Genomic DNA, 16,810 nt, shown 5'->3' with positions numbered 1-16,810 from the left:
GGACCAGCTATGGCAGATCCGGCACGGGCGAGGAAGCTCGCCGAACGGATTCAGGTGATCGTCGCCAAGCGGCTCGAGCGCGGACTCCGCGACCCGCGGCTCGGCTTCGTCACCATCACCGATGTGCAGGTGACCGGCGACCTCCAGCACGCCTCCGTGTTCTACACGGTCTACGGCACCGACGAGGAGCGCACCGACTCGGCCGCTGCTCTGAAGGCGGCGACCGGGATGCTGCGCACCGAGGTGGGCAAGAACATCACGTCGCGTCTGACGCCGTCGCTCGAGTTCATCCTCGACGCGGTCCCCGAGAACGCGAAGCACATCGAGGATCTCCTCGCCGCGGCGCGCAACCAGGACTCGCAGGTGCAGACGCTGGCGGCGAAGGCCGACTACGCGGGCGACGCCGATCCGTACGTGAAGCCCCGTGAGGACGACGACGAGGACTAGGCGCTGAGCCTGAAGACTGCGGAGCCCGTGGCGACGTCGACCGAGACCAGGTCGACGGCGACACGGGCTCCCGGCGTGAGGGGGGCCTGCACGTCGACGGTGATCTCGGGGTCGAGGAGCTGCACGGAGGAACGGGTCCTCGCGGACTGGACGACGACGCCCTCGAAGCTCGACCCCTCGTGGCCCCGGAGGATCGCCGCTTCGACGATGGAGGTCGCCGCCCGGTTCGCGGCTCCTGCCCGACGGTCGCTCGCGGCCATCAGAGGCGGGATCTCGGGCAGGGCGGCGCGGAGCCCGGAGGGGATCTCGGCGCCGGAGGAGATCGCGAGGCAGACCGCGAGCCCGAAGCGGTCGACGAGGCGGCGCAGCGGTGCGGTCACGTGGGCGTAGGGGGCGGCGAGGGCGGCCTGCCGGGGCTCCTCGGGAACGGTGCCGTCGAAGGCGGTGTAACCGGCTCCGCGGAACAGCGAGGCGGCGGCGTACATGATGGCGAGCCGGCGCGGGTCGGTGGTGTCGAGGCGGCGGAGGTAGGCGCCGTAGGGCTCCTCGAGCGCCCACGGGGTGCCGAGCGCCTCGGCGCGGGCCCGGAACGCGGCGACGGTCGAGGGGTCGGCGGCGGGCATCGTGCGGAGGATCCCGATGCGAGCGTCGACCATCAGCGTCGCGGCGGCCATGCCGGTGAGGAGCGACACCTGCGCGTTCCAGCCCTCGACGGCGAGCGGTGCGCGGCGCTCGACGCGGTAGCCGCCGTCGACGGCGACGATCTCCTCCTCGGGGAGGGTCAGGCTCGCTCCTCCGCGCTCGGCCTCGCGCGCGAGGCGCTCGCGGCCGAACCAGGGCAGCAGCGCGATCGACGGATGCATCCGGTCGGTGTCGACGTCGCGCTGCACGCCTTCGTAGTCGAGGCGGGCGGTGCTGCGCACGAGCGCGCGCTCGAGGCGGACCGCGCGGGGCTCGACGCGGGAGTCGAGGGCGATCGTCCAGACGAGCGCTCGGCGCGACTGCCCGGGGAGGAGCGAGGCGGTGCCCTCGGAGAGGACCGCCGGGTGCAGGGGGATCCGCCCGTCGGGGAGGTAGTAGGTCTGGCCGCGGCGGCGGGTCTCGGCGTCGAGCGCGCCCCCGGGGCGGACGACCGCGGGGACGTCGGCGATCGCGTAGCGGAGGACGACGCCGTCGGCGGTGGTCTCGAGGTGCAGAGCCTGGTCGAGGTCGAGGGAGCCGGGCGGGTCGATGGTGACGAACGGGATCGCGGTGAGGTCGAGGCGGCCGGCGTCGTCGGCGAGACGATCCGCCTCCTCGGCCTCGGCGAGGGCGGCCGCGGGGAACTCGGCCGGCAGGTCGCTGCGCAGGGCGGCGAGAGCCTCGGCGACGTCGTCGTCGGGGCGGGGGAGGCGGAGGCGGCGATCGGTCACGGCGCCACGCTACCCGGCACGTCCGACAGGGCGGTCAGGAGTGGGGGAGCAGGTAGCCGGCGACCGGATCGCCGACCGCGAGGCCGTCGGCGAGCAGGCCGGCGAGGGCTCGGGAACGCTGCTCGCCGTCGGGCCAGACGGAGTCGATCTCGGCGGCCGTGACAGGGTGGTGCGACGCCCGCAGCTCGGCGAGGATCAGACCCCGCACTTGGCGGTCGGAGCCCTCGAACGTCTTCTGTCGGGCCTTCACCGGGCCGTCGTAAGCGGGGTAGCCGGCGGCGCGCCAGCGGCAGGAGTCGCGGATCGGGCAGCTGTCGCAGCGCGGGGCGCGAGAGGTGCACTCGATCGCTCCGAGCTCCATCATCCCGGCGTTGAAGGCGGCGGCGTCCTCGAGGCCGTCGGGCAGCAGCGCGTCCATCGCGGCGAGATCCGGCTTGGCGCGCGGCGGGCCCGCCTCCGCGACTCCGTCGACCGCGCGGGCGATCACGCGACGCACGTTCGTGTCGACGACCGGATGGCGTCGGCCGTAGGCGAAGACCGCGATGGCGCGGGCGGTGTAGTCGCCGATCCCGGGCAGCGCGAGGAGGGTGTCGACGTCGTCGGGGACGACGTTGCCGTGCTCCTCGGCGATCGCGGTGGCGCAGGCGTGCAGCCGGAGTGCTCGCCGCGGGTAGCCGAGGGACTGCCAGGCCCGCACCGCCTCGCCGGGAGGGACGGCGGCCAGATCGGCGGGCGTCGGCCAGCGCTCGAGCCACTCCTCGAGACGCGGGATCACGCGGACGACCGGGGTCTGCTGGAGCATGAACTCGCTCACGAGCGTGCCCCAGGCCGGGAACCCGTCGCGGCGCCAGGGGAGGTCACGGGCGCTGGTGCGGAACCAGTCGACGATCGCGGGCGCGAATCCTGTGGGCATCGGCTCACCCTAAGGGGTGGCGCGTATCGTGGTCGGATGACCCAGTGGGCTCCCCAGAAGGCCGATGTCCTCGACGCGCTCGCGGCGGAGGTGCTGCACAACTACGGGCGGGGCCGCGTCGCGGTCGGCATCGACGGGGACGACCCCGAGATCAGCGCCGCGTTCGCCCTCGAGCTCGCCGAGGCGATCCGCCGGGCCGGCCACGACGCGATGGTCGCGCACCTCACCGACTTCCAGCGGTCGCGCGCCGACCGCGAGGATGCGGATCTTCCGGAGGCGCAGCGCGCGTACCTGGGGCGCTACGACTACGAGCTGCTGCGGCGGGTGCTCATCGGCCCTTTCAAGATGGGTGGGAGCACCGGGTTCGTCCTGGCCGGCTTCGACGCCGTGCGCGACGAGCCGCGTCAGCCCAAGTGGCGGACCGCTGGTCGCGACGCCGTCCTCCTCGTCGACGGGGAGTTCGCGCTGCGGCCCGAGATCCGCGGGGCGTGGAACCTGAGCATCCGGCTCGACACGCAGGAGCCGCCGGTCGACGAGGCGTACCGCGCGAGCACGGATCCGCGCCGCCTGGCGCCCGTCCTCGTCGACATCCGCGACCCCGAGCACCCGCGTCGCGTCTTCGCCGACTCGTGCTGAGCCGACCCGCCTGAGCCGATCCCGCTGAGACGACCCGTGCCGTGCTGAGCCGACCCGCGCCGAGCGAACGGCGCCGCTAGAGCGCCGAGGCGCGGCGGGCGACCTCGGCCGGCGGCAGGAACGCCCCCGCCCGCTCCACCTCGTGGACCAGCTGCACCAGCAGCTCGTTGACCGGTGCCTCGCGGCCCAGCCGGTGCGCGGTGCGGACGACCGCACCCGCGAGGTGGTCGATCTCGCTCGGGACTCCGCGGCGCACGCTCTGCAGGGTCGAGCCGGGGTTGGGCACGTCGCCCATCCGGGAGGCCATCCGCCGCGGCAGGAGCTCGACGACCGGGAGCGGGGCGACCGCGAGGGCGCGGACCGCAGCGTCGGAGAGACCCTGGAGAGCACCGAAGCGCACGCCCGACGCGATCCCGATGCGGGCCGCCTCCTTCATCGCCCGGGCGAGGAGGCGACGGAGCGCCGCATCCGCGATCGTCTCCTGCACCGACAGCCCCGTGATCGCCGGCAGGGCGTTCACCTCGTTGATGAGCAGCTTCGTCCACTGCGCGCCGAGGAAGTCGTCGGTCGTCGCCGTCGGGATCGCCTCGCCGAGGATCGCGGCGGCTCGGCGCACGTCGTCGTCGGCCGGACGGCCGGGCACCCCGAGGGTCGTGGTCGCGGGCGCCGTGACGCTCACCCGGCCGGGTTCGAGGTGACTCGCGGCGAACAGCGCGAGAGCGCCGACCAGTCGGGCGTCGCGGACCTGGCGGGCAGCGGCCTGCAGCCCGTCCAGCCCGTTCTGCACGACGACCACGAGCGTGCCGTCGACCGTGCGCCGGTTCGCCCGCAGCGCGTCCTCGGCGTCCTGCGCCTTGGTGCAGACGAAGGCGATGTCGGGGACGAGGTCGAGCGTCTCGCCGCTGCGGACCCAGGCGGTGTGCTCGCCCCAGGCGCCGTCGAGGCGGACGCCGGAGCGGCGGATCGCCGTCAGATGGGCGCCTCGAGCGGTCACCTCGACGTCGTGTCCTGCACGGTCCAGGAGCGCGGCGATGGTGCCCCCGACGGCGCCGGCTCCGAGTACTGCGATCCTCATCCGGACAGCCTAGGACGGGTGCATCGACCGCCTGTGCGTCCGGCCTGCTGGCGCCGGGCCGACTCCCGAACGGCGCGTGTATCCTCGCACCCGTGCTCGAGACCCCCGGTAGTCCTGCGACGTCTCCGAACGGGATCCTCCTGCTCGACAAGCCCGGGGGCATCACGAGTCACGACCTCGTCGCCCGGACGCGTCGCCGTGCGGGCACGCGCAAGGTCGGGCACGCCGGCACGCTCGATCCGATGGCGACCGGGCTGATGATCCTCGGCCTCGGGCCCTCGACCAGGCTCCTCACCTACCTGGTCGGGCTCGACAAGCAGTACGAGGCGACGATCCGCCTCGGCGCCTCGACCAGCACCGACGACCGCGAGGGCGAGACGCTCGCGAGCGCCGAGGCCGGTCTGGTCGCCGCGATCACTCCGGAGGCGGTCGACGAGGTCGTCGCCGGCCTCACGGGCGCGATCGAGCAGGTGCCCAGCTCGGTCAGCGCCATCAAGGTCGACGGCCGCCGCGCCTACGCCCGCGCCCGCGACGGCGAGGAGGTCGTCCTCGCCGCCCGCCCCGTCACCGTCAGCTCATTCGAGGTCCTCGCCCGTCGCGAGGTCGACGGCTTCCTCGACCTCGACGTGCGCATCGACTGCTCGTCGGGCACCTACATCCGCGCCCTCGCGCGCGATCTCGGCGCCGCCCTCGGAGTGGGCGGGCACCTGACCGTGCTGCGCCGCACCACCGTGGGCCCCTTCTCGGTCGCGCAGGCGGGCGACATCGACGAGCTCGACGTGGCCTCGGCCCTCCTCACCCCCACCGCAGTCGCGGGCGAGCTGTTCCCGCTCCTGCACCTCGACGCCGGGGCCGCCGTCGATCTGGCGAACGGCAAGCGGATCGCCGCCACGGAGGAGGCGCTCACCGCGACGGGACTGCTCGCCGCGGTCGACCCCTCCGACCGGCTGATCGGCCTCGCGGAGCGCCGCGGGCAGCAGCTGAAGAGCGTCGTCAACTTCCCCACCGAGCAGACCCGGGCGGTCGCACCGTGATCGACTGGTTCACCACCCTCCAGGTCGGCGTCGCCGTCGTCGCCGGGCTGCTCTGCCTGATCCTCGGACTGTTCAACCGGCGCCCCTCCGACATCTCGGTCGGGGCGACCGCGATCGTCGAGCTGCTGCTCATCGTCCAGCTCGCCGTGGCGATCGTGTCGCCGCAGGTGGGCAACAGCCCGTCCGGCAGCCTGCCCGAGTACTACATCTACCTGATCTCGGCGCTGCTCCTGCCGCTCGCCGCGGGCTTCTGGGCGCTGATCGAGCGCAGCCGGTGGAGCACGGTCATCCTGGGCGTGGTCTGCCTCTCGGTCGCCGTGATGGTCTACCGGATGCACCAGATCTGGTTCTTCCAGGTCGCGTGAGCACCCCGCAGCCAGCGCCTACCATTGACCCTGCGATGTCGAATCAAGCCAGCGATGCGCCCGGACGGGCGTCCACTCCCCGAGAGCCCCGTACCCGGACAGCCCGCTCCACGCGGGCGAGGGGGATCGGCAGCCTCCTCGTCGTCGTCTACGCGATCCTGGCGCTGGCTGCGACCGGCCGCTCCGTCTTCCAGATCATCGACCGCTTCGACGAGGCGCCGCTCGCCTTCTCGCTCTCGGCACTGTCGGCCGTGGTGTACATCGTCGCGACCGTCGCGCTCGTCGCGCCCGGTCGCGTCTGGCAGCGCGTCGCCTGGGTGACCATCACCTTCGAGCTGATCGGCGTGCTCGTCGTCGGGGCGATCAGCGTGCTCGCCCCGCAGCTGCTCGGGCTCTCGAGCGTCGATCCGTTCGGCCGCCAGGCCACCGTCTGGTCGGCCTTCGGCGCCGGCTACCTGCTCATCCCGCTCGTCCTGCCCGTGCTCGGGCTGTGGTGGCTGCGGGTGCAGGGTCGCCGAGGCGCGGCGTGATGCGCGTCGAGACGACTCCGCAGGACCTCGCCGGGATCGGACCCTCGGCCGTGACCATCGGCAAGTTCGACGGCGTCCACTCCGGCCACCGCGCGGTCATCGGCACGCTGCACGAGCGGGCGCGCGAGCGCGGCCTCGCCGCGGTCGTCGTGACCTTCGACCGCAATCCGCTCAGCGTCATCGCCCCCGAGAAGTGCCCGCCGGCGCTCGTCGGCAACGAGCAGAAGCTCGAGCTCCTGGCCGGCACCGGCGTCGACGCGACGCTGCTGCTCACCTTCGACGAGGCGTTCCGCTCGCTCACCGCGGAGGAGTTCGTCCAGCAGGTGCTGGTCGACGCTCTCGAGGCGCGCATCGTGCTCGTCGGCTCGGACTTCCGCTTCGGGGCCAGGGGTGCGGGCGACGTCGACCGCCTGCGCGCCCTCGGCGAGGTGCACGGCTTCACGGTCGAGCTCATCGACGACGTGCGGCCCGAGCACGGCCGCCGCGTCTCGTCGACCTGGATCCGCGAGCTGCTCGCCGACGGCGACATCGAGCACGCCACGCGGCTCCTCGGCCACGAGCCGGTGGTGCGCGGAGTCGTGGTGCACGGCGCCAAGCGCGGTCGCGAGCTCGGGTTCCCCACCGCGAACCTGTCGCCGGAGTCGCAGGGGCTCATCCCGGCCGACGGCGTCTACGCGGGTCGGCTGACCGCCGAGGGGCGCACCTACCCGGCCGCGATCTCGGTGGGCAGCAACCCGACCTTCGTCGGCGTGCCGCCCAAGCAGGTCGAGGCCTTCGTGCTCGACGAGACGCTCGATCTCTACGATCTCGTGGTCGATGTGGCGTTCGTCTCCCGCATCCGCGGCCAGGTCGCCTACGAGGGGATCGAGCCGCTCATCCGCCAGATGAACGACGACGTGACCCGCGTGCGCACCGTGCTCGGCATCGCCTGACCGGCTCGCATAGCAGCGGTCGGCGCCCCGCACCAGGCCGCGAGGCTGTCGGAGGTGCGGCGTAGCGTGGTTCGCATGAGCGAATCCTCCCCGGCCCCGTCGCGCCCTCTCGCGCTCGTCACCGGCGCCACCGGCTACATCGGGGGACGCCTCACCCCGCGGCTGCTCGAGGCCGGCTTCCGCGTGCGTGTCCTCGTGCGCGACCCCCGCCGTCTCGCCGACGTCCCGTGGGCGGAGGAGGTCGAGGTCGCTCAGGGCGATCTCGCCGATCCGGAGTCGCTGGCCGCGGCGTTCGAGGGCGTCGACGTCCTCTACTACCTCGTGCACTCGATGGGCTCGGGCGCCGACCACGCGCACTTCGAGGAGGTCGAGAGCCGTGCTGCGACGAACGTCGCCGAGGCCGCCCTCGCGGCGGGGATCGAGCGCATCGTCTACCTCGGCGGGCTGCACCCCGACGGCGAGGAGCTGTCGAAGCACCTGCGCTCCCGCGCGGAGGTCGGCCGGATCCTGATGGCGTCGGGAGTGCCCACGATCGCCCTGCAGGCCGGAGTCATCATCGGCTCGGGATCCACGTCGTTCGAGATGGTGCGCCACCTGACCGACATCCTCCCGTACATGCCCGCCCCGCAGTGGGTGCGCAACTTCATCCAGCCGATCGCGGTGCGCGACGTCCTGCACTACCTGATCCGCTCCGCCTCCCTCGAGGACCGCACGCTCAACCGCACCTTCGACATCGGCGGCCCCGACGTCCTCCGCTACGGGCAGATGATGAACGGCTACGCGGTCGAGGCGGGTCTGCCGCAGCGGCCGATCGCCTCGCTGCCCGTCTTCACGCCGTGGCTGGCCTCGCAGTGGGTCAATCTCGTGACGCCGATTCCGCGCTCGCTCGCGGTGCCGATCATCGCCTCGCTGCAGTACGACTGCATCGTGCGGGAGCAGGACATCCGCGACCTGATCCCCGATCCCGAGGGCGGGCTCACGGGCTACCGCCGCTCGGTGCGGCTCGCGCTCGGCAAGATGCAGACGGGCGAGGTCGAGACGAGCTGGCAGAACTCCGAGGTCGTCGGCGCGCCCAGCGATCCGCTGCCCAGCGACCCCGAGTGGGCGGGCCACACGGTCTACGTCGACAACAAGGTGCGCCGGACGGACGCCGATGCCGCGAAGCTCTGGCGGGTCATCGAGGGCATCGGCGGCACCAACGGCTGGTACTCGTTCCCGCTCGCCTGGGCGATCAGGGGCTGGATGGACAAGCTCGTCGGGGGAGTGGGCCTGCAGCGCGGGCGCCGCGACTCCGAGCGGCTGCACGCCGGCGACGCCCTGGACTTCTGGCGGGTCGAGGCCATCGAGCGTCCGACCCTCCTGCGTCTGCGCGCCGAGATGAAGGTGCCGGGAGGCGCGTGGCTCGAGATGCGCGCCGAGCCCGCCGAGGGAGGCGGCTCGATCTACACCCAGCGGGCCGTGTTCTTCCCGCAGGGACTCGCGGGGAGGCTGTACTGGTTCGCCGTCCTGCCCTTCCACGGCGTGATCTTCAACGGCATGGCGAACCGCATCACGGCGACCGCCGCGGGCCTGAAGGACAGCGCCGATGAGCGCTCGCCTGGCGGTCTCACCCTCCAGCGGTGACAATGGGAGGGTCCGTGGGCGGCGACGCCGGCCCGGACGCTACCGAGAGGAGCACGATGAGCGAACGGTCGGACACGGACGCGGGGCGCGATCTCCAGCTGGGCAAGGTCCTCTTCGTCGGGGACAGCATCATCCAGGGCGGCTCCTGGGCCGAGTGGCTGTCGGCCTCGACGGTCGTCGACGAGGGGGTCGGAGGAGCGACGACGGCCGATGTCGTCGCGCGGCTCCCCGAGCTCGTCGAGCAGGCGCCCGACACGGTCGTGGTGCTCGTGGGCACCAACGACCTCGCCTGGCACCGCACGACCGAGCACATCGTCAGGAACATCGAGACGATCGTGGCGACGTTCCGGCGCGACCTGCCCGACGTGCGCCTGCTGGTCATCTCGGTGCTGCCGCGCGGGCACGAGTTCGCGCCGCAGATCCGCGAGATCAACCGGCACCTCTGGCAGTTCGCGCCCACGGCGCACGCGGGCTACCTCGACCTCTGGCCGGTGCTCGCCGGCGAGGACGGCGGGATCCTGCCGCAGTACTCGGAGGACGGCCTGCACCTCACGGAGGACGGCTACCAGGCCTGGCGCGACGCGCTCGGCCCCGCGCTCGGCGCCGTGCTGCGGATGCCGCCGCGGACCCGGCCGATCACCCTGCCGTTCGACGAGTTCGCGCGGCCCAAGACGGCGTGACCCGCGACTTCCGCGTGATCTCTTGGCCTGCTGATCAGATTCGCTGGGTGCATCCCTAGCGTTCGGGTCGACTCTCGAATCCGCGCCCCGCTCGGGGCGGAGGAGGAGAGGGCGACATGGGCAACGGCGGCGACACGATCGAGAACGAGCGGCGCGAGACCGCGACAGGGCGGACGGAGTGGGCACCGCCCTCCGCGGCGGAGGTGTCGGACGGCGGTTCCCCCGCTTCAGCACCCCGCCCCAGGCCCTCGTGGCGACGCCGGTCGGGTCTGATCCTCGCCGCCGTGCTCGCAGGGCTGGTCCTGCTCGGCGGCGGGTTCGGAGTCGGCTACGGAGTGGGGAACGCCGTCGGCTCCTCCTCCGTGGCCGGATTCGATCCCTCGCAGCGCGGGGAGACGCCCGAGGGCGGGTTCGGACAGGGCGGCCCCGGGTCGCAGTTCCCGGGCGGCACCGACTCCGAGAGCGGCGGCGCGAGCGGGACGACTACGAGCTGAGCGCGGCGGTGAAGGCCGCCAGCGCATCGTCCGAGAACAGGACGAAGCGGACCTCGTCGAGCGCGCCGTCGACCGTGGCGGCGCGCACCGACCTGACGGCCACCCGCGCCGCGTCGTCCATCGGCCAGCCGTAGACGCCGGCCGAGATCGCGGGGAACGCGACCGTGCGAGCGCCGAGTGCGCGGGCGGCGCGGATCGACTCCGTGTACGCCGACGCGAGGACGGCACTGCGATCCTCCCGGGCGGAGAAGACCGGACCCACGGTGTGCACCACCCAGCGGGCGGGCAGCCTCCCGGCGGTGGTCGCGACGGCGGAGCCGGCGGGCAGGCCGCCCGGCAGATCGGTCTCGCGGAGCCGGCGGCACTCGGCGAGGATCTCGGGACCGCCCGCGCGGTGGATCGCGCCGTCGACACCGCCTCCGCCGAGCAGAGACGAGTTCGCGGCGTTGACGATCACATCGACGTGCTCGCGGGTGATGTCGCCTCTCACGGCGGTCAGGACGGTCACGGTCACGACCGGTTGTTGGAGAGCTCGAAGATCTTCACGAGCTCAGCGATGGCGGCCTCGCGAGCGTCGCCGCCCTCCTCGAACATCGCGGTGATGTGCGTGCGGAGGTGGTTCTCGACGATCAGCTTGTTCAGCGAGCCGAGCGACTTCTGGATCGCGAGGGACTGCGTGACGATGTCGACGCAGTAGTCCTCGTTCTCGATCATCTTCTCGAGACCGCGCATCTGGCCCCCCAGGATGCGCGCTCGGTGCAGGGAGCGTTTCTTGAGGTCCTCGATCACGCGGTCAGCCTACGCCGCTCACGGATACGGGGCGGGGGTATCGCCCGTACCATCGGAGGGTGAATGCGCAGAGAGCCGGCTCCGGAGCCTCCGACCGCTATCCCTCCCGCGGGATCGCGAAGATGGCGCTCGCGCCGGGCATCCTGGCCGCGATCATCCTGCTCGCCGGTCTCGCCCTGGTCGGGGGCGACGCCTACGACTTCGTCCGCTACCCGGTCGCGATCCTCGCGGCCGTGATCGGCTGGTTCGCGATCCAGGCGAAGGCGTACCTCTGGCTCATCGGACTGGTGCCGACCGTCGTGCTGTGGAACCCGGTGCTGCCTTTCTCGTTCCCCGACGCGGTCTGGTCCTCGCTCCAGCTCGCCGCCGTGGGTGTCGTCGTCGCGGCCGGCCTGCTCATCAAGGTGCCCGTCGCGGACTGACCGTGTCCCGCCGCCCCGAGGAGTAAGCACCGAGGAGTAGACGCCGAGGAGTAGACTCGGGCTGCGTCCGCACGTCCGGGGATGCTGCGACCGGGTCTCAGACCCGTTGCTCGGAGCTCCCGACGGCCAGCTGGCGCATCGATGCCCGTCGCTCCTCGCGAGCAGCGTGGCGAGTGCACTGCGACGGCAGAGCGCGGGAATCCCTCCTCCGCCCCGTCACACGTGGAGGAGGAGCATGGCTCGCAGCGGCCAGCGTCAGTCCGGTCAGACGCGTCGAACCACGAACGCCGCCGGGAGCCGACCCCGCTCGCGCTCGCGCGGAGTGGACAACTCGGGGATCATCCCGATCCTCGCGCGTCGCGTCCGCGAGGTGGAGGCGAAGGCGCAGACCGGGAAGGTCGGGCCGACCAACCGGACCAAGTTCCTCGTCATCGCCCTGCTGATGCGCGAGGAGCGCAAGCGGGTCAAGGTCGACACCGAGCTCAGCGACTCGCAGCGCGCAGAAGAGATGAAGCGCCTCGACGGCATCGCGACGATCCTCGCGAAGACCGCCGCGCGCGACACGAGCCTCATCGCGCTCCTCGAGTCCGAGGCCGGCATCACCGCGGCCGCGAAGAAGCTGCGCCGCGACTGGCTCCTCGAAGCCGGTGCCGAGCTGAGCCCGGACGAGCTGCTCATCGTCACCGAGCCCGAGCCCAAGCCCGAGGTGCCGGTCAACCAGGTCGTGCCGCCGTCGGTGCGCGCCCGCCAGCTCGCCAACCCGTTCCTGCCGCCGGACTTCTCGATCGCGGCGCCCGCTCCGGCACCCCGCCGACGCCTCGACGACTGGGAGCTGCTCGGTCCGCTCTTCAAGGCCTTCGAGTACGGCGCCGGCGGACGCGCGGCCAGCATGGAGCTGCCCGAGCCCCCCGCCATCGACCGCGTGACCCCGCGCGGACGCGAGCTGATGCCGCACCAGGCGCGCTTCATCGAGAGCGCGCGGGAGGGGCACCGCAGCTTCCTCCTCGCCGACGAGCCGGGCCTCGGCAAGACGGCGCAGAGCCTCCTCGCCGCCTCGGTCACCGGGTCGTACCCGCTGCTCGCCGTCGTGCCGAACGTCGTGAAGATGAACTGGGCGCGCGAGGTCGAGCACTGGACTCCGCAGCGTCGCGCGACCGTCATCCACGGCGACGGCACCACCCTCGACGCGTTCGCCGACGTCGTGATCGTCAACTACGACATCCTCGACCGGCACAGCGGCTGGCTGGGCAGCCTCGGCTTCCGCGGCATGGTCGTCGACGAGGCGCACTTCATCAAGAACCTCCGCTCGCAGCGCTCGCAGAGCGTGCTGGCACTCGCGGCGAAGATCAGGGAGACCACCCCCGGTCACGACCCGCTGATGATCGCCCTCACGGGTACCCCGCTCATCAACGACGTCGACGACTTCCGCGCGATCTGGCGCTTCCTCGGCTGGATCGACGAGACCAAGCCCGGGCCCGACCTGATGCGCCAGCTCGAGGAGACCGGGCTCACCCCGGCCGACACGGCCTTCTACCCGGAGGCGCGCGAGGCGGTCATCGATCTCGGCATCGTCCGCCGCAAGAAGATCGACGTCGCCGCCGACCTGCCCTCGAAGCGGATCGTCGACCTGCCCGTCGAGCTAGACGACGACCTCGGGCGCTCGATCCAGAAGGCGGAGCGCGAGCTCGGCGCCCGGATGCTGCAGCGCTTCAAGGCGGTCACCGCCTCGATCACGCACGACCTCGACGACACCGAGCAGGAGCGGTTCATCCGGATCGTCGCGCAGAGCGAGCTCGAGGAGTCGAAGTCGGCCAAGACCGGCGAGAACGTCTTCACGATGGTGCGCCGCATCGGCCAGGCGAAGGCGGCGCTGGCCGCCGACTACGCCTCGCAGCTGGCGCGCTCGGTCGGAAAGGTCGTGTTCTTCGCGAAGCACGTCGACGTGATGGACCAGGCCGAGGACACCTTCGAGAAGCGCGAGCTCTCCTCCGTCTCGATCCGCGGCGACCAGACCGCGACCTTCCGGCAGGCGCAGATCGACGCGTTCAACGAGGATCCGGACGTCTCGGTCGCGGTCTGCTCGCTGACCGCGGCGGGCGTGGGGGTCAACCTGCAGGCCTCCTCCAACGTCGTCCTCGCCGAGCTGTCCTGGACCTCCGCGGAGCAGACCCAGGCCATCGACCGCGTGCACCGCATCGGCCAGGAGGAGCCCGTCACCGCCTGGCGCATCATCGCGGCCCACACGATCGACGCGAAGATCGCCGAGCTCATCGATGCCAAGGCGGGTCTCGCCGCCCGCGCGCTCGACGGAGCGGACGCCGAGACGACCTCGGCCGACACGGTGCAGCTCGACGCGCTCATGCACGTGCTGCGGGAGGCCATCGGCTGACGCGGCTCAGCGTTCGCTGGGCGCGGCGAAGAAGTCGCGCTCGAAGCGGCTGGAGCGCGCGAAGGCCTCGCGCATCGCGGCTCGCTCAGGGGGCGACGCCCGGTGCGCCGCCGCCTCCGTGATCGCGATCGCCCGCTCGGTCGCCGCGGCGAACGCCGGGTCGGAGTAGGTCGCGAGCCAGTCCTCGTACGGGTGGCCCGGCCGGGACGCCGCCGCGAGGCGCTCGCCGACATCGGCGTAGAGCTGGAAGCAGGGCAGCAGGGCGGCGACCAGCTCGCCGTAGCCGCCGCGCGAGCCGACGGCCAGCAGGTGGTCGATGTAGCCGCGGGTGGTCTCGGAGGCGACGGCGCTGCGGTCGCCGAGGCGGTCCCGGTGCAGCTGCGCCTCCGCCGCGAGGGCCGAGGCCGAGGACTCGGCCCAGAAGACCTGCTCGGCGGTGGTGGGCGCGCGCTGCGCGGCGAGCGCGAGCACCCGCGCGTACTCGGTGAGGTAGAGGGCGTCCTGCTCGAGGTACCACTCGAAGTCGCCGCGCGACAGAGTGCCGTCACCCAGCGCGCGGACGAAGGGCAGCGCGTCGATCTCCCGGCGGAGCTCCCGGGTCTCGTCCCAGACGGCCGCGCAGAACGGGGGCGTGCGGAGGCGGTGGAAGTGGTCGATGGGTCCGTTGCCCGAGCCGACGTCGAGCGCATCGGCTCCGCGGAGGGCGCCGGTGAGCCACTCCTTCGCCTCGACGAGCGCGTCGGCGGCGTTCCTTGCTCCTCCGGCGAGCAGAGTCGCCATCGCGGAGGAGAGGGAGCAGCCCGTGCCGTGGGTGTTCGCGGTCTCGACGCGCTCACCCGGCACCTCCCGCACCTCGCCTGCGGGCGACACGAGCGCATCCGGAGCGGCCGCGCCGGCGAGGTGGCCGCCCTTGACCAGCACGGTGGTGCCGAGGGAGGCGGCGAGACGCGAGGCCTGGGCGATCGCCTCCGGCCACTGGGTCGCGGTCGGCTCGCCCAGGAGGACGGCGAGCTCGGGCAGGTTCGGGGTCACCAGGTCGGCGCGGCGGACGAGCGCGCGAACGGCGTCCTCCGCCTCCTCGTCGAGCAGCCGGTGCCCGCTCGTCGCCACCATCACCGGGTCGACGACGACGAGCGGCGGGCCGACGGTGTCGAGCCAGTCGGCGATGACCGCGCCGAGCTCGGCGGTCGCGATCATCCCGATCTTCACGGCGTCGATCCGCACGTCGTCGCTGACCGCGTCGAGCTGCTCGCGGAGGAAGACGGCCGGGGGCAGGTGCACCGAGCGGACGCCGTGGGTGTTCTGCGCGACGAGCGCGGTGACGACGGCCATGCCGTAGCCGCCGAGCGCGCCGATCGACTTGAGGTCGGCCTGGATGCCGGCGCCGCCCGTGGGGTCGGTGCCCGCGATGCTCAGCACGCGGGGGATCATCGGTCCCACTCCTCGCGGAAGGCGCGGGCGGCCACCGCGGGATCCTCGGCCGTGCAGATCGCCGAGACGACGGCAAGGCCGGCCGCGCCGCGATGGCGCAGGGGAGCGGCGTCGCTCAGCGCGACTCCGCCGATCGCGACGCAGGGGTAGCGGCTCGCCGCGGCGAAGGCGGCGAAGCCCTCGAGACCGAGCGGCGCCGGGTGGTCGGCCTTGGTCGCGGTCGGGCGGATCACGCCGACGCCGAGGTAGTCGACGGTGCCGGGTGGGAGGGCGTGCGCGGCCTCGAGATGGGCGGGGGTGTCGGCGGTGAGGCCGATGACGGCGTCGAGGCCGAGGATCGAGCGGGCGGCCGCGGCCGGCAGGTCGGACTGGCCGACGTGCACTCCGTCGACCCGTGCTCCGGCGTGCCGGGCGGCGAGGACGACGTCGACGCGGTCGTCGACGATCAGCGTGGTGCGCTCGTCGAGCACCGCGGCGACGGCGACGACGAGGGAGACCAGCTCGGCGGCGGAGGCGCCGTGGTCGCGGACCTGGACCGTGGTGACTCCGCCGGCCACGGCCTGCGCGACGACCGCGGGGACGCCCCTCGCGCCGCACTGGCGGGTGTCGGTCACGAGGTAGAGCGAGAGGTCGAGGGCGCTCATGCGAGTCGTGCCCCGTTCGCGGCGTCCTCGGCGCCGAGCGCGGCGAGCTCGTCGAGGAGCGCGACGGCGAACGACCCCGGGCCGGCGGTCGTCGCGGCGGCGCGCTCGGCGGCGAGTCCCCAGACCACGGAGGCGGCGACGGCGGCGTCGAGCGGAGCGGCTCCGGCGCCCAGGAACGCGGCCATCACGGCGCCGAGGGCGCAGCCGCCACCGGTCACCCGGGTGAGCAGGGGGTGGCCGCCGCTGATGCGGACCACGGTCGCGCCGTCGGTGACGACATCGGTCGCCCCCGAGACGGCGACGGCGCCGCCGGTGCGGAGGGCGAGGGCGATCGCGGCGTCGAGCGCGTCCTCGGCTCCGTCGACCGCGTCGACACCGCGGCCGCCGGCACCGAGTCCGGCGAGAGCGAGGATCTCGGAGGCGTTCCCCCGGATGATCGACGGCCGCGCCTCGAGCAGCTCGGAGGCGAAGGCGGTGCGGACGGGCAGCGGTCCGACGGCGACAGGGTCGAGCAGCCACGGGGTCCCGGTGCGCTGGGCGGCCGCCACCGCCTCCCGGGCACCGTCGCGCTGCTCGGCGCCCGGGGTGCCGAGGTTGACGAGGACCGCGGAGGCGATCTCGGCGAAGACGCCGGCCTCGCCCGGCAGATCGCACATCGCCGGGCTCGCGCCGAGGGCGAGCAGGCTGTTGGCGGTGAAGCCGGTGACGACGGCGTTCGTGATGCACTGCACGAGCGGCGGGCGCTGTCGGAGGGCGTCGAGATCGCGGCCGACGGCGGTCGCCCGGTCGTGGAGGGTCGGGTGGGGCGGCGTGCGAATGCTCATTCGCGACATCCCTTCGCTAGTACGAACTAGATCAGGTTCGACGGGTCTCATCTCAGCCCTGGAGGGGGCACCCCGTGTCACTGCGCACGACCCTAGCAGCGGGCTGCGGCTCGCGAGGGAGCCCCGGACCGTCGAGGCCGCCCGCGCGCGCCGGCTCCCTCGACGGTCCG

19 protein-coding genes and 1 riboswitch are annotated in these 16,810 nt (G+C 73.0%); of the genes, 11 read left to right on the top strand and 8 right to left on the bottom strand.

Annotation, left to right across the window (positions count from 1 at the left end):
- Nucleotides 1-9 precede the first annotated feature (9 nt).
- Entirely contained in the window at nucleotides 10-447 is a 438-nt protein-coding gene (gene rbfA / locus GRS96_RS13930) for a 30S ribosome-binding factor RbfA (RefSeq protein WP_159859219.1), read from the top strand.
- On the opposite strand, the gene GRS96_RS13925 is transcribed toward rbfA, so the two are convergent.
- Entirely contained in the window at nucleotides 444-1,859 is a 1,416-nt protein-coding gene (locus GRS96_RS13925; protein WP_159988756.1) for an RNB domain-containing ribonuclease, read from the bottom strand. The genes rbfA and GRS96_RS13925 overlap by 4 nt on opposite strands.
- A 34-nt stretch (nucleotides 1,860-1,893) precedes the next feature.
- Nucleotides 1,894-2,772, bottom strand: coding sequence for an A/G-specific adenine glycosylase (locus tag GRS96_RS13920; protein WP_159859224.1), 879 nt, complete (start codon nucleotides 2,770-2,772; stop codon nucleotides 1,894-1,896).
- A 36-nt stretch (nucleotides 2,773-2,808) separates the two neighbouring features.
- Between GRS96_RS13920 and GRS96_RS13915 the strand changes: the two genes are divergently transcribed.
- Complete coding sequence (locus GRS96_RS13915) at nucleotides 2,809-3,408, top strand: hypothetical protein (protein ID WP_159859227.1); 600 nt, start codon at nucleotides 2,809-2,811, stop codon at nucleotides 3,406-3,408.
- 76 nt (nucleotides 3,409-3,484) lie between these two features.
- Here GRS96_RS13915 and GRS96_RS13910 read toward each other — a convergent pair whose 3' ends face one another.
- Nucleotides 3,485-4,483: a ketopantoate reductase family protein gene (locus tag GRS96_RS13910; protein WP_159859230.1), complete on the bottom strand. Its 999-nt coding sequence runs from the start codon at nucleotides 4,481-4,483 to the stop codon at nucleotides 3,485-3,487.
- Between the two features lie 92 nt (nucleotides 4,484-4,575).
- Here GRS96_RS13910 and truB point away from each other — a divergent pair, with 92 nt between their 5' ends.
- The 7 genes from truB to GRS96_RS13875 all read left to right on the top strand — a co-directional run bounded on the left by truB (nucleotide 4,576) and on the right by GRS96_RS13875 (nucleotide 10,141).
- Entirely contained in the window at nucleotides 4,576-5,517 is a 942-nt protein-coding gene (truB, locus tag GRS96_RS13905) for a tRNA pseudouridine(55) synthase TruB (RefSeq protein ID WP_159988755.1), read from the top strand.
- Nucleotides 5,514-5,882, top strand: coding sequence for a hypothetical protein (locus GRS96_RS13900; protein WP_159859236.1), 369 nt, complete (start codon nucleotides 5,514-5,516; stop codon nucleotides 5,880-5,882). Before truB ends, GRS96_RS13900 begins: the two co-directional genes overlap by 4 nt.
- Nucleotides 5,883-5,917: 35 nt before the next feature.
- Nucleotides 5,918-6,412: a hypothetical protein gene (locus GRS96_RS13895; RefSeq protein WP_235022106.1), complete on the top strand. Its 495-nt coding sequence runs from the start codon at nucleotides 5,918-5,920 to the stop codon at nucleotides 6,410-6,412.
- Nucleotides 6,412-7,344 (top strand): bifunctional riboflavin kinase/FAD synthetase, encoded by a 933-nt coding sequence (locus tag GRS96_RS13890; RefSeq protein ID WP_159988754.1) that lies wholly within the window; start codon nucleotides 6,412-6,414, stop codon nucleotides 7,342-7,344. Before GRS96_RS13895 ends, GRS96_RS13890 begins: the two co-directional genes overlap by 1 nt.
- Before the next feature lie 75 nt (nucleotides 7,345-7,419).
- Nucleotides 7,420-8,967, top strand: coding sequence for an SDR family oxidoreductase (locus GRS96_RS13885; protein WP_159859242.1), 1,548 nt, complete (start codon nucleotides 7,420-7,422; stop codon nucleotides 8,965-8,967).
- A gap of 56 nt (nucleotides 8,968-9,023) precedes the next feature.
- The gene (locus GRS96_RS13880) at nucleotides 9,024-9,647 is read left to right on the top strand and encodes a GDSL-type esterase/lipase family protein (RefSeq protein WP_159859245.1); all 624 of its coding nucleotides are present in this window, start codon (nucleotides 9,024-9,026) and stop codon (nucleotides 9,645-9,647) included.
- Between the two features lie 116 nt (nucleotides 9,648-9,763).
- The gene (locus tag GRS96_RS13875) at nucleotides 9,764-10,141 is read left to right on the top strand and encodes a hypothetical protein (protein ID WP_159988753.1); all 378 of its coding nucleotides are present in this window, start codon (nucleotides 9,764-9,766) and stop codon (nucleotides 10,139-10,141) included.
- Here the strand turns inward: GRS96_RS13875 and GRS96_RS13870 are convergent.
- Nucleotides 10,131-10,649 carry an O-acetyl-ADP-ribose deacetylase gene (locus GRS96_RS13870; RefSeq protein ID WP_159989337.1) on the bottom strand — a complete coding sequence of 173 codons (519 nt, stop codon included), beginning with the start codon at nucleotides 10,647-10,649 and terminating at the stop codon, nucleotides 10,131-10,133. The two genes, GRS96_RS13875 and GRS96_RS13870, sit on opposite strands and share 11 nt — an antisense overlap.
- 2 nt (nucleotides 10,650-10,651) lie before the next feature.
- A complete protein-coding gene (locus GRS96_RS13865) occupies nucleotides 10,652-10,930 on the bottom strand; it encodes a metal-sensitive transcriptional regulator (protein WP_056044456.1) in 279 nt (92 codons plus the stop codon).
- A 59-nt stretch (nucleotides 10,931-10,989) separates the two neighbouring features.
- Here GRS96_RS13865 and GRS96_RS13860 point away from each other — a divergent pair, with 59 nt between their 5' ends.
- The gene (locus GRS96_RS13860; protein WP_159859251.1) at nucleotides 10,990-11,352 is read left to right on the top strand and encodes a DUF6804 family protein; all 363 of its coding nucleotides are present in this window, start codon (nucleotides 10,990-10,992) and stop codon (nucleotides 11,350-11,352) included.
- 235 nt (nucleotides 11,353-11,587) lie between these two features.
- Nucleotides 11,588-13,741: a DEAD/DEAH box helicase gene (locus GRS96_RS13855; protein ID WP_159859254.1), complete on the top strand. Its 2,154-nt coding sequence runs from the start codon at nucleotides 11,588-11,590 to the stop codon at nucleotides 13,739-13,741.
- 6 nt (nucleotides 13,742-13,747) lie between these two features.
- Here the strand turns inward: GRS96_RS13855 and thiD are convergent, their stop codons facing one another.
- The 3 genes from thiD to thiM all read right to left on the bottom strand — a co-directional run bounded on the left by thiD (nucleotide 13,748) and on the right by thiM (nucleotide 16,640).
- Entirely contained in the window at nucleotides 13,748-15,172 is a 1,425-nt protein-coding gene (thiD, locus tag GRS96_RS13850; RefSeq protein ID WP_236553627.1) for a bifunctional hydroxymethylpyrimidine kinase/phosphomethylpyrimidine kinase, read from the bottom strand.
- Entirely contained in the window at nucleotides 15,169-15,816 is a 648-nt protein-coding gene (gene thiE / locus GRS96_RS13845) for a thiamine phosphate synthase (protein WP_159988752.1), read from the bottom strand. Before thiE ends, thiD begins: the two co-directional genes overlap by 4 nt.
- Entirely contained in the window at nucleotides 15,813-16,640 is an 828-nt protein-coding gene (thiM, locus tag GRS96_RS13840) for a hydroxyethylthiazole kinase (protein ID WP_159988751.1), read from the bottom strand. Before thiM ends, thiE begins: the two co-directional genes overlap by 4 nt.
- Nucleotides 16,632-16,725: riboswitch (TPP riboswitch) on the bottom strand. (Overlaps the previous gene by 9 nt.)
- Nucleotides 16,726-16,810 lie beyond the last annotated feature (85 nt).

Origin of the sequence: Rathayibacter sp. VKM Ac-2803 (assembly GCF_009807175.1) — a bacterium.
In the GTDB taxonomy this organism is placed as follows: domain Bacteria; phylum Actinomycetota; class Actinomycetes; order Actinomycetales; family Microbacteriaceae; genus Rathayibacter.
This window is presented reverse-complemented; position numbering and strand designations above follow the sequence as displayed.